This window comes from Rubripirellula reticaptiva (assembly GCF_007860175.1).
GTDB lineage: Bacteria > Planctomycetota > Planctomycetia > Pirellulales > Pirellulaceae > Rubripirellula > Rubripirellula reticaptiva.
This window is the reverse complement of record NZ_SJPX01000003.1, coordinates 853,817-866,226: the sequence shown is the minus strand read 5'-3', so window position 1 is coordinate 866,226 and position 12,410 is coordinate 853,817. Positions and strand designations below refer to the sequence as shown.

The following is a 12,410-nucleotide window of genomic DNA, read 5'->3' as shown; positions in this document are numbered from 1 at the left end:
GGCGTGCGACAATATTGAAAGGTCGTCCGACCTTGCGACTCTCCAACTTTCAGGATCTTAGATCTGGAAGTTGGAGTTGTGCTCGAACATATCGTTATCCGACGATGCGCCGCGGACTTTCAGTTGCGGTTTTTCAAGTACCACAGTGGTATAAGGGGATACGGATTTGGTAATCCAAACACTTGAACCGATCACCGAGTCGTGGCCCACGATCGTTCTTCCGCCTAAAATCGTCGCGTTCGCGTAAACCACCACGTGATCTTCGATCGTGGGGTGCCGTTTCTGGCCGCGAATCAGCGCACCTTCGTTGTCGGTTGGAAAACTGAGCGCGCCCAGGGTCACGCCTTGATAGAGCTTGACGTGCTGGCCGATTTCGCAAGTCTCGCCGATCACGACACCGGTGCCGTGGTCGATGAAGAAGTAGTCACCAATCGTCGCACCGGGGTGAATGTCGATGCCGGTTTCCTTGTGAGCCCACTCGGTCATCATTCGTGGAATGAAGGGCACATCCAGTCGCACCAATTCGTGCGCGATCCGATAGACGGTGATCGCTTCGAATCCGGGATAGCAAAACACGACTTCGTCCGTCGTCTGGCAGGCAGGGTCACCGTCGTAGGCCGACTGGACATCGGTGGCCAGAGTGCGACGAAGCTTCGGCAAGCACTTCAGCAATTCGATTGCCATCGCTTGACCTTTGGCTTCGAAATCAATGTCGCTTTCGCAGTCATTGTGTTTGGCCGTCACTCGGTCTTCGTGCCGTAACGCACGCGCGATCTCAGTCGTCAATTGATCGTGAAGCGTGTCGACAAGACCACCGACGTGGTAGCGGATATTGCCTTTGTGCAAACCGACTTTGCGGCGGTAGCCGGGATACAGAATGTCTTTGATGTTCAACAGAATCTCGACCACCCCGGTATAGCTTGGCAGCGCGCAGTGCCCAAGATGGTTGATCGAGTCTTCGGGCGTATAAGTCGCCAGGATTTCTTCGGTCAGGTTGGGAAGCTGTTCTTTCAGCCGAAAGTCAGATGCCACGGTGCTGCTCTGGGTGCGAGTGTGCTGTGAAGTTTGCGCTGGTACTGGATTCTGTTTCGAAACAGGCAAAGAAGCCGCCTGATTCTACAAACAACGACCAGTCGGGAACCGGTCCCGCTGGTCGTTAGTGTGTTGAGAACCAACAAAGGTTCGCATATCTGGTTTCCGACGAATCGGATCAGTTGCCGATGGTTGGCGGATTGTCCATGAAGAAGTCACGTGGTCCACGTACGCTGTAGTACGGGTAAGCGACTTGTCCGGTTGGTGGGCCGGCGGTGAATGGTTGGCTGTTGATCGCGTTACCCGCGTTGTGTCCCAATAGACCTGGGTTCAAGTGCGAGCTGTAATCGAGTCCGCCTTGTTGCCAGCCCAGAGGCCCAGCTTGGCATCCGGTACGGGATCCGCCGTTGCAGCATCCCATTCCGGTCATCGACCCCAAACGGCCCAGCAAACCGCTGTTACCACAGTTGCCATTGCAGCTGTTGCAGCTATTCGCAGCATGCTTCTGTTTCATTCGGGTCAATACGCCCGTCGACGTGTTGCTGCCACAGTCATTGCAACCGCCACACGAAGTGTCGCCACACGAACCAGTGTTGCAACTGCCCGTGTTGCAACTGCCTGACTGACACCCGCCGCCTCGCACATTGTGGTGCAGGCATCCGGTCGATCCGACAAGAAGGGCCGCGAGCGACCCCATCAATAGCCAACGATACATTGCGGAATCCTTCCGATTTTATGCCCGCCCGGTGGGGCGGAAATGGTTGTTTCATTTGAGTGCTGCGGTGCGATCCGTTCGCCACCTCGCTCACCCTCGTTCTTTCGGCTTCCCATTCGCTGCGGTGCACACAATCGGCCTGACCAGACCAGACAGAAATAAAAGGCGACCTCATCAATTCGCCAAACCACCCAAACCTCCATCTATCGGGTCTCGTCTTGCATTCTCGGGCCGCCGCTTGGTACTTCCTGGACACACAATCGAGCTCAGCCGCAGCCACAACGGATCAGTTTTGGGGACATCAGCGATGCGAACGACAATCAATCACACTCGCCGGATCGGAATCAGTGCCGCGATCGCCGTTTTTCTGACCATCGGAGTGCAAACATCGGCGCAAGCTCAAATTGTCACTCCCTCGGGTGCGATCTCGTCATTCAACCCAACAGCGAACCTGTCGGATCGGCTGATCAACCAATTGCGGGCGACTCGCCAAGACCAACGCGACTACCTTGCCCTGGTGATCAAAAAGGTCGAAAACAAGGAACTCGAGGCCCGTTTGGTGATCGCAGTCCAGCAATATGCGATGAAGCGCAATGCTGCGTTTCCCTTTCCGTACTTCGAGCGAGCTCTGCAATATGAGGCTCGTAAACGAGGCGTTGTGCTTCCTAGCTTGCAAACGGTCGCGTCGACGGCGATTCCCGGCCAAACTCGCCGTTAGGGACCGCTTGGCCCCACGATTCACCCGCCAGACGTCAAAACACACGCGTTTGCGGCTCAAATAGACCGGGCGGTTGTTCAATATTGACGCGGGATAGACAATAGACACTCCTCGAATCTAGGAGTTTCTGAATGTTGAAATATCTATTGGCAGCGTTCGCTGTGATCACGTCCGTATCGTTGGCTGCGGATGCTGATGCTTTTGGTGGCCGCGGATACGCTCGCCGGCAAGCACGAAGCGTATATCGCGCACCGGCCCCCGTTATCGTCCGCCGAGTTCCTGTGATCGCGCCGGCCTATTCCGTTCGCGCCTATCGGCCAGCCGTTTCGGTCAACATTGGTACCGGCGGATACCAACCTTACGGCAGCAGCTACTATGGCAGCGGCTATCGAGGTTACGGATACGGTTACCCATCGTATCGCGGTGGCTATCCAGCTTACCGTAGCGGCGGCGTATCGATCGGCATCGGCTGGTAGTCGTCGTCGATGGATGATTTATCATCGCTGACCGAATCACTGCGCGAGCTGGCCACCGAAACCGTCGGCCGGCTTGCCCAGGCAAAGTGCCGCATCGTATTTGCCGAAAGCTGCACGTGCGGAATGGTGGCGTGCGAATTGGGCAAGATACCGGGCGTTTCTGAGTGGCTTTGCGGATCAGCGGTCACGTATCGCAACGACACCAAGGTCCGCTGGATCGGTGTCAGCGCTGTGGACATTGACCGGCACACCGCGGTCAGCGATCCAGTAGCCCGGCAAATGGCCGCGGGTGTCCTGGACAAAACTCCCGAAGCGGACCTTGCCGTCTCCATCACCGGTCATTTTGGACCCGACGCACCGGACGGATTTGACGGGTTGGTTTTTGTAGGCACTTGCAATCGAATGGACGATGGGTCGGTCCGCTGTGACGCGCGATCGTTTAGAATGAAGTCGGTTGGCCGGCAGGCAAGACAGATCGAAGCAACGCAAACGGTGCTGCGTTGCTTGATCAACGCTCTGACTTTGATGCGATCGACCAAAGATTGATCGCCGCCCTCTTCTTTTCTTCGATCAAGATTTGACGCAATGCGAAAATACACGACGCTTCTGATTCTGTTGCTGTTTGCATCGCCTGCCGCCGCCCAACGCGGCGCGTTGATCGAAGACTTGTTCCGGGCGATTGCAGAAGCGTCTCAGCAAAACGACAAAACCCCTCCCCGACCGGATCCACGCGGCACCAACCCCCAGTTTACAGGACCGCAACGTCCCAGTCGTATTGAGCCGGGTCGTATTGAGCCGGGTCGCAACGAAACGGGCCGCCGTCAATCGTCACCCGCGATCAACGTCCGTTCTCGCGAGGCGGCTGATTTTGTCGAAAAACTGGTAAGCTTCAGCCGCAGCCTTGATCCCATGGTCGGCGAGTTGCGCAGTGCTGCAACGAACAACCCATCGGTACGAACTCTGATCCCGGAAGCCTATCGTGTTTCCGCGGATACTCGCGCTCTGATCGCGCGTTGTGACGGTCTGGCCTCGCTCGATGCAATTTCAGCTCCCTACGCAGAAGTCGATGCCCGATGGCGTCAGCTTTCGTTTGGCCTTCGATCCCAGGACGGTCTGTCCAGTCAATGCACCGGAGCGGTTCGGTCGTGCGACCAGCTTGTGTCATCAATGTGCCGGATGCTGAATCTGCAGCCACAATTCGATCGACATGGACTGCACGATCTGATGATCATCGTCGCCACGCACATGGATACGCTGGTCGATGATTTGGCCATCGCACGTGTCTCGCCAGTGGTGTCGGAACGCATCGGCCATGACATCCGTTTGATTCGCGGCCAGTTGATGAAGGAAGCGGACCGGATCGACACGGTCACCTACGAGGAAGTGATGACGTCGTTTACCGAATTCGTGAGTCGATGGAGTCCAATTGGCGAATCCATTTATGCGATCAATGATCCCCACCTCGCCCGGCGACTCGATCGAATTCGCGAGTGTGGCGACCAAACTTACGCATTGTTATGGATGCCACCGCCGCAGAACACAAAGTCGTTGGTCGCTTCGGCGCACCGATTGGAACACAGTCTTGGCGAGTTGTTAGATCAACTGACGATTCGATCGATGGTGAACCTTGAACTTCGTGAACAATCAGCCGTCATGGAAGGCAGCCGACGCATGTTCCGCCAAGCCCGCGAATTGGAAGAAGCCGCTGCCGCAGGAACTCGCCGCGAGCCGCTTGCCGCAGCACTGATTCCGATCGACAAGGACTGGGTCGTACTGCGCGGCATCTACACCAAAATCCAACGTCTCGACCCCGCATTGCTCGCAGGCATCGATCATGAACTTGGAACGCTCCGCGAAGCGCTCGGTGTAAGCAGCGGCAGCGCCTATTTCGATCCGGCGTCACTGATGCGGGCCGCGGCAGCGCTCGAAGGGTCAAGCGAGTACTTTTTGGCCGATACCCGGCGGTACCAGCGATATCTGCAACCGGCGTCGTTCGGCCAATCTTTCGTGGCAGCCGCGGACGAGGTCTATCGGCACGCGAAACAATTGCACGCAATGCTGGCCGGCCGCGCCGACGTTGCCGCACTACAACCCGAGGCAGACCATTTGCTGGACGGATGGCAGGCGTTGTCGCAGAATGTCGCGCAGCTGGAACAACGTGGGTTGTCGAGTTCACGAGCGGGAAATCTGCAACGTGCTCACGCCGAGATGGCCCCCGCAGTCGCCGAGATCACTGCGGCATTGCTGGGCCGCTAATGGTACTGGCGATTCTCGGCAAATCATGACAAGCTTTATGCTTGCCTCCTATTCAAAATAAATCATGAAAATCACTCGCAATCCAACTCGTGCCGTTCAGATCGGAAACATCGTCGTCGGTGACGGGAATCCGATCGCTGTCCAAAGCATGACGGCAACCAAGACTCAAAACATCGAAGCGACCGTGGCGCAGGCCGAAGCCTATCGCCTGGCCGGTGCCGGTGTCGTTCGGATTGCAGTCGACAGTGACAAGGACGCGCAAGCGCTCGGCGAAATTCGCCAAGGCACAACGGCAAACTTGGCGGTAGATTTGCAAGAGAACTTCAAACTGGCCGAACTGGTCGCACCCTTCGTCGACAAGATCCGCTACAACCCCGGGCACCTATACCACCATGGCCGCGACACACCGTGGCAAGACAAGGTGCGGTTTATCATCGATCAAGCGGCGGAGAACGATTGTGCCATCCGCATCGGAGTGAACTGTGGCAGCGTCGACCCTGCGAAAAAAGCAAAGTATGACGCGCACGATTCGATCACGCCAATGATCGAAAGCGCGCTCGAACACTGCGAGTTCGTCGACTCGCTAGGGTTCACTCGCTATGTCGTTTCGCTCAAAGACAGCGATCCGGCGAAGGTAGTCGAAGTCAACAGGCGATTCGCCAAAGAACGTCCCGACGTGCCATTGCACTTGGGCGTTACCGAAGCTGGCATGCCACCGGAAGGCGTCATCAAAACTCGCGTTGCTTTCGAACAACTGATCGGTCATGGCATCGGCGACACGGTTCGAGTTTCATTGACGCTGCCGAACGATCGCAAGCCCGAAGAGATCGACGCCGGCCGGCAAATCATCGACGACATTTACGCCGGACGTGTCCGCAGCGTGGTCAAGTTCGACGACAAGGCGCTGAACATCATCAGTTGCCCGAGTTGTTCGCGAGTTGAAAACGAAGCGTTCATCGACTTGGCGCAAAGCGTCAAAGAGATGTCGACGTACGCGAAAGATTACGACATCACCATTGCAGTGATGGGATGCCGAGTGAACGGCCCCGGCGAAACGGACGACGCGGACTTGGGACTGTGGTGTGGCCCAGCCAAGGTCAACTTGAAACGCGGCACCGAAGCACTCGGCGCCTTCGGTTACGATGAAATTCTGCCCCGTTTGAAAGCCGAACTCGACGCGATCATCGCGACCAAGTAGCGAACCAGTTGTCGCGCTCGCCACAGCCGAACTTCGATGCCCGCTGTCAAAGAGTCTTACGTAAATAGGTGCGCGGTATCGTTCTTCCTTCGGGAGAGTGTTTCTGAGTGTATCGTTGACGCTGCTATTTCCGACCAAGTTCCTAAGGCCCTTGATCCGTGATTCTATTTGGGCATCTGTTACTGGCGAACGATTCTGAGGAGTGCGTCACGCAACCAGGAACGGTCCGCGTTGACGATGGCATCATCACCGAAGTCAACTTGGGTGATTCGCCAAAACACTTTGACATCGGCGGACCTGATGCTCTGATCTCACCCGGCTTCATTGACACTCATCTGCACCTGCCGCAATTCGATCTGATCGGGGCCCACGGCATGCCGCTGTTGCAGTGGCTCGGGGAAGTTACCTTCCCGAGCGAGATGAAGTGGGCGGACGTCGACTTCGCCCGTGCAATGACGGACCGTGTTGTGGATCAGTTGATTTCGGTGGGCACGACAGGCGTCGCCGCCTATGCGACCGTCCATCATGAATCGGCCGCCGCCGCGATCGAAACGTTGGCTGGTCGTGGAGTGCGGGGCGTAGTCGGGCAAGTTCTGATGGACCGACAAGCTCCCGCTGACCTTTGCCGCTCTGCCGGCCAGTTGATCGACGAAGCTGCCAGGCTGCAATCGATGTTTCCGGCCGGCAACCGAGTTTCGGCAGCCGTGACCCCTCGATTTGCGATTTCGTGCAGCGGCCCGCTGTTGGAATCCGCCGGCAAACTGGCTGCTGAAACCGGCGCGATCGTTCAAACACATTTGGCCGAGACTCGCCAAGAATGCGAACTGGTCCAGCAACTATTCAACCAAGCCGACTATGTTGATGTGTACCGCGATGCTGGATTGCTGACCGATCGTAGTGTGTTGGGGCATGGTATTCATTTGACGGCCTCGGACCGCCGCAAACTGCAACAGTCGGGTGCCGTGATCGCTCACTGCCCAACCGCCAACTCGTTTCTGCGCAGTGGATCGATGTCCTGGGCCGACTTGAACCGCGACAGCGTGAAACTGGCCCTAGGCAGCGATATCGGTGCGGGCTATGAACGCAGCATGGTCCGTGTCGCACGTTCGATGATCGAAACCGCCGCGACTCTTGGCGAACAATATCCAACCGCCGCACAGGCCTGGTATGCGATCACCGCAGGAAACGCCGACGCGCTTTCGTGGTCAGATGCAGGCCGAATCGTGGTCGGGGCGAGTGCGGATCTGGTTGTCATCGAGCCCACGATTCCTTGGCAAACCGGCGCATCGCCGCCGCTGGCGATGTTAATGTTCGCCTGGGACGACCGCTGGATCACGAAAACGCTGCTAAATGGCGGTCGCGAGTGAGGCTGAATGTTTTTCCGCGAATAATCACCCCGCGAGTAAAGATATGCGGGTTGTCCGGTCGATGACAGTTGTACTGAGAACCACACGGGTATCGGCCAGCGATACCAGTGCGGCCTGATCGACCCAGATTTAGATTAGACAGCGAAGGCAACAAAGATGAATCGCACCGCTAATATTCGACGAACCGCGACCACCCTCGCATTGATGGCAGTCACTGGTTTCTCTCTGCTGAGCTCGACCGGGTGTCAGGTTTCAATGAACGGCCAAACCCTGCCGAGCCCGTATTACCTGCAAGACGACGTCCAGTATTTCCCGTCCGGCCCAGAGTTCAAACTGCCGCGTGAAGCCGCAGCATTGAAAGCAGCCAAGGCCGAAGAAAAACTGAACCGCCGGTAATCCCGATCTCGGTTTAAGATCGCATTGCGATGACTATTCGTCGCAGGCTCGCAAAAAGTCCTTCGAAGCTTGCTCGTAGGAGCACGCGCCTTCAGGGAAGTAGATCTTCAGCTCACGAGTCGCCGATTCGGGGCTGTCGCTGGCGTGAACCAAGTTCATTTGCCGGCTTCCGCTGAAGTCACCGCGAATCGTTCCCGCAGCGGCCTTCAATCCGCTCGTCGCACCCAACAGTTCGCGAACAACCGAGATCACGTCCAAACCGTCGATTGCCATCGCAACGACTGGCGCCGACGTGATGAATTCTTCCAAGCTTGGATAAAACGGCTTCTCGACGTGCTCCGCGTAGTGTTCGCGTGACATCTCAGGCGTCACATGCAGCATCTTCATGGCGACGATGCTGAGTCCCTTTTCTTCGAATCGGCTGATGATTTTTCCCATCAGGGCTCGTTGCACACAATCCGGCTTTAACAGCACCAAAGTACGTTGCATCGGTTGGTCGTTTCCTAAGTCTCGAGAATTTAAGTAAGTCAGTCTCAGTGTGGCGAAATTATCTCGTGATCCAGCGTCTGCGCAAAGGTGACTGAACATCGGCCTAGTGATTAGCGACGGATCAGCACCTGGTTGCAAATCGCATTTCCAAGCTCACGCTACCGCGGCAGTTCCGAAAAACGGACCTTGGGATGTCGACCTTCCGCAGCGTCCCGCTGGAAAACTTCATCAAGATTCGCACGGTCGCTAAAGAAGCCACAGTTGCGAAGAAAGAAGTGGTCGTCGTCTGATCCGCCAGCATAGTCAAGCCGGTGCCGGCCACGCGCCGTGTTGTCACCCGTGAACTTGGCTCGAGTGACTTCATGCCATTTCCCATCGACGTCGCAAACCCATTGATTCCCGTACAGTGCTGATCGTTGCTGATTGCCAGTCGCGGGCGAGAAGTTTTCCAGGAACGAGTGAAAGCCAGTCAGATGCTTGTTCGTGTCCGGGCGACGAAAGCTTGCGATCAACCGCCACTCTTCGCGTCTCGCCTCGCCGAACCATGACGTGTAGATCGTATTGCCTGCGCCATCCGGTTTGACTTCCGTCAAAAAACGATAGATCGTGCCAGACTTCCACGGGAACACTAAGTAGCTCTGACCACCAGAACCTTCGTTGCCAAAGTCTTGTGCATGAACCGAGTCGCCTTTCGCAAGAGTTACGATGCGTTGCTCGTTCGGGATGTCTGCCGGATTGTCTGTCTTGAAAGGACTCCAAACCGAAAACAAGACCCGCCGCTCCGTCTTGCTGTTAACCTGAATGCCAAAGTAGCCTTCGCCAAAACCGTTTGCCATGAAGTACGACCCGATCGGATCCTGGCCCTCGGGCACCGTGATCTCGCTGTAGGCATAGGTCAGCTTCACCGCATCGGGCAACTTGTATCCCAAGTGGACCGACGGCCCGCGACGTCCCCAATAAAACATGTTGCCATCGTTGTTGCGAACAAACTCGACCGACATGCCTTCGACGTCTGACGTCACGATCAAGTCCGACACGCTCGCGTTTGCCGATCCACTTGCAACATCCAACTGCAAATCAACCTGAACGTAGCCAGACTTCGCAATGTCTATCTCACCTACCCGAAGTATTGCCGACTGAGAATCACCGACTTCCGACTTCATCGACTTGCCGTCCGCTGTCACAGCAATGACCGGCGAACCGCTAACCTTGCTGGCCTTGATCGACAACGCAACTTTGCCCGGACGATCAACATGGAAGAAGACAGAGTATGATTCTGCGGGATCGACAAGCCGGAGTTCGCCACTGCGAGAAAAACGAATTTCACGGCGTGCCTCATTGGTAGGACCGTTGCTCGGAAATGCATTCCCGGCAACCGGAACCGTCCACTGCTCACCACAAACCGGCGACAAGGTAAGACATGATAAAAATGACGTGGCGAAGACCAACTTCGTCATAACAGCGCACAGAAACTTCATCAGCGGTGCCTCGTGTGAGTTCAAGTAATCCAAAGATCTTGGTTGAACTCAGCCGCATACACAAGCAGCCAGTCTGGCAAACGTATTGATTCGGTCGTCACAACGAATTTCGCAGAGACAGAAAACCCATTGCTTAGCGGCGGAACAAGCCCCGGATTCGGTCACCCAACGTTCGCGTCGCACTTCGCTTTCGCAAGACTTCGTCGATTTCTTCATCCGTCATCTCGTCGCTATCAGTCTCGTCAACCTTTTGGAACTCGACCTCTCTATCTAGATCAACTGGATTTGGCAAATTTGATGCCCCAGCGTCCCGCTTGGCAACAGGATCTTCCAGATCAAAGTACTCTTCTGACGGTTGGCTGCCGCCTTCATACCGATCCACTGACGCCGTTGGTGGAAGCGAACGCGGGTAACAGGGTTCTTCACCGAGTCGCCCCATCGGACCGATTGAACGAAAACGTTCTTCGAAGAACACAACGTTATGAGTTTGCAGAATGGTTCCGGTTTGCAATTCGAGTCGCGAAATTTCGGTGTTGTACTGCGACAAAGCCTGAGCCTCGGCGCTAACGGAGTTTCCCCAGTCAACGATCGCTTGCAACACCACGATGAATTGCACGATGCCTTCGTTGTACTGCGCCAGTTGCCGTTCCAGGTTGATCCGCGCGGCTTGACGGACGGCTTGAAAGCGTTCGTACTGAGCAAAGAATTGCTCCAAGTTTCGCAAACTCAGTGCTAACGAATGCTGCATTTGATGCAGCCCCTGGTCTAAGTTCGCGCGGTCTCGTGTGATCAGCAACTGACGTTGTCGAAGCGATGCCCGTTCGGCTCGTAGTCCCAGCGGTACTGAAAAATTCACGCCTAGTGACCAGTCTTCGAAATCACCGGATCCACTTTGAATTCGATTCCCCGACGGCGCGATTCCCTCTAAACCGTTCCAGCGATAAAGTGCGACGCCGTTGAGTTGGGGGCGAGCTTGATTGTCGGCTAACAACAACCGCTGCTGGTCTGCTTCTAAAATCAACTTCAACTCAATGATATCAGGCCGTTCGCGCTGAGCCAGTTCATTGATCGCCGCCCAGTCGACCTCGATCAGTTCTTCCGCCATCGGCGTGACCGGAATCGTGCGTTGGGCTTCGTACGGCGGCAAACCAAGCATGTTCAGCAACGCAGCTTGACGCTGCAACACGTTGGCTTCCGAAGCCAGTAGGCTGGCGCGAAAGTTTTCAAGTGCCAATTGGGACTGGGCAAGGTCACCTGCGTTGGCATCACCCGCTGCGATACGAGCCTCGGTTCGCGTATTCGCAAAATCGGCCTGCTCGACTTGTTGACGACGCGCCCAGAGATCCGTCTTCGCGAACACGAGGGACCAGTAGGCTTCGATGACACCTTGAACCGACTGTTGAACGGCACTCTTGTATTGAAAATATGATCGTTCCGTGTCGATGCGGGCCAGCACGATCGGAGCCTGATTGACGACGCGTCCCGCACCTTGCAAGAACGGCTGTGTGTAACTGAGTTCGGTCGTGGTTCGGTCCGCGGGGTTTAACGGCACGATGCCTGGCGTAATGCGATTCGTGTTGCTGTTGACGCCCAAACTAGAGGTTCCGCCCAGCATGTTTCGTTTAGACAATCCAAAGTCGAGTCCGTAGCCCTCATTTTGAGTTCCACCAATGATCGCGTTTGCGGGATCAAGTGGGTCAAAAACAGCGTTCGGACTTTCAGTCTGATTCCAAACATTGTTCAGTCGAAGATTGGGATCAAACGTCGCTCGCTGCGCGTCAATGGTCGTATTCGTAATCGCCGCGTCATAGATCGTTCGGCCGCTCGTTGACGCGGTCACCCCACCAAGCACACGCACGACCTCTGAATTGGCAAGCGTAATGTTGATAGCTTCGTTGAGCGTCAGATAACTCGTGGGAAAATCAAATTGATTATCCAAAACGGTCGCGGGCCGGGGCGTGACTGGCACGCAGACTTGGCACAATTGTCCTGGGCTTCGAATTTCTAGACAACGTTGCTCGGGCAGAATCGGTCGATGCGGATCCTCGCTTAACGTCACTGGCGGCAGGCTTGCGGTAGAGCCAGCAGCTAACGCAAGTGCTAGCAATCGGCGGTTCCGGCGGTGACGTTTGGTGTGACTTCCCATACCGTCAAAAATCGGACGACTGCAACGCATTCGCCTATTGTTTCGCCTTTGCCGTCACGACCGGAACTAGCGCTGATCCCTATTGATACAAAAGGTCAGGTCGTAACGATTAGGAAAACCGCCGTAGGGTCGTCAACGA

At 55.9% G+C, this 12,410-nt stretch carries 12 protein-coding genes; 7 read left to right on the top strand and 5 right to left on the bottom strand.

Features of this window, described 5'->3' with window-relative positions; all coding sequences use genetic code 11:
* Positions 1–57 precede the first annotated feature (57 nt).
* Positions 58–1,032 carry a serine O-acetyltransferase EpsC gene (epsC, locus tag Poly59_RS16090; protein WP_146535093.1) on the bottom strand — a complete coding sequence of 325 codons (975 nt, stop codon included), beginning with the start codon at positions 1,030–1,032 and terminating at the stop codon, positions 58–60.
* A 178-nt stretch (positions 1,033–1,210) separates the two neighbouring features.
* Positions 1,211–1,747, bottom strand: a complete 537-nt coding sequence (locus Poly59_RS16085) for a hypothetical protein (protein ID WP_146535092.1) — start codon at positions 1,745–1,747, stop codon at positions 1,211–1,213.
* Between the two features lie 307 nt (positions 1,748–2,054).
* Between Poly59_RS16085 and Poly59_RS16080 the strand changes: the two genes are divergently transcribed.
* From Poly59_RS16080 to Poly59_RS16050, 7 genes are all read left to right on the top strand, one after another.
* Positions 2,055–2,465 (top strand): hypothetical protein, encoded by a 411-nt coding sequence (locus Poly59_RS16080; protein WP_146535091.1) that lies wholly within the window; start codon positions 2,055–2,057, stop codon positions 2,463–2,465.
* Positions 2,466–2,596: 131 nt separating this feature from the next.
* Positions 2,597–2,941, top strand: a complete 345-nt coding sequence (locus Poly59_RS16075; RefSeq protein WP_146535090.1) for a hypothetical protein — start codon at positions 2,597–2,599, stop codon at positions 2,939–2,941.
* 9 nt (positions 2,942–2,950) lie between these two features.
* The gene (locus Poly59_RS16070) at positions 2,951–3,487 is read left to right on the top strand and encodes a CinA family protein (RefSeq protein ID WP_146535089.1); all 537 of its coding nucleotides are present in this window, start codon (positions 2,951–2,953) and stop codon (positions 3,485–3,487) included.
* Positions 3,488–3,526: 39 nt separating this feature from the next.
* Positions 3,527–5,197 carry a hypothetical protein gene (locus tag Poly59_RS16065; RefSeq protein WP_146535088.1) on the top strand — a complete coding sequence of 557 codons (1,671 nt, stop codon included), beginning with the start codon at positions 3,527–3,529 and terminating at the stop codon, positions 5,195–5,197.
* Between the two features lie 64 nt (positions 5,198–5,261).
* Positions 5,262–6,395, top strand: a complete 1,134-nt coding sequence (gene ispG / locus Poly59_RS16060) for a (E)-4-hydroxy-3-methylbut-2-enyl-diphosphate synthase (RefSeq protein ID WP_146535087.1) — start codon at positions 5,262–5,264, stop codon at positions 6,393–6,395.
* A gap of 158 nt (positions 6,396–6,553) precedes the next feature.
* Positions 6,554–7,762, top strand: a complete 1,209-nt coding sequence (locus Poly59_RS16055) for an amidohydrolase family protein (RefSeq protein ID WP_146535086.1) — start codon at positions 6,554–6,556, stop codon at positions 7,760–7,762.
* A gap of 156 nt (positions 7,763–7,918) precedes the next feature.
* Positions 7,919–8,158, top strand: a complete 240-nt coding sequence (locus Poly59_RS16050) for a hypothetical protein (protein ID WP_146535085.1) — start codon at positions 7,919–7,921, stop codon at positions 8,156–8,158.
* Positions 8,159–8,191: 33 nt separating this feature from the next.
* Here the strand turns inward: Poly59_RS16050 and ndk are convergent, their stop codons facing one another.
* From ndk to Poly59_RS16035, 3 genes are all read right to left on the bottom strand, one after another.
* The gene (gene ndk / locus Poly59_RS16045; protein ID WP_146535084.1) at positions 8,192–8,647 is read right to left on the bottom strand and encodes a nucleoside-diphosphate kinase; all 456 of its coding nucleotides are present in this window, start codon (positions 8,645–8,647) and stop codon (positions 8,192–8,194) included.
* Between the two features lie 158 nt (positions 8,648–8,805).
* Positions 8,806–10,125, bottom strand: coding sequence for a DUF3472 domain-containing protein (locus tag Poly59_RS16040; RefSeq protein ID WP_186776303.1), 1,320 nt, complete (start codon positions 10,123–10,125; stop codon positions 8,806–8,808).
* A 133-nt stretch (positions 10,126–10,258) separates the two neighbouring features.
* On the bottom strand, positions 10,259–12,301 hold the full coding sequence (locus Poly59_RS16035) for a TolC family protein (protein WP_146535083.1): 2,043 nt from the start codon (positions 12,299–12,301) through the stop codon (positions 10,259–10,261).
* Positions 12,302–12,410: the final 109 nt, after the last annotated feature.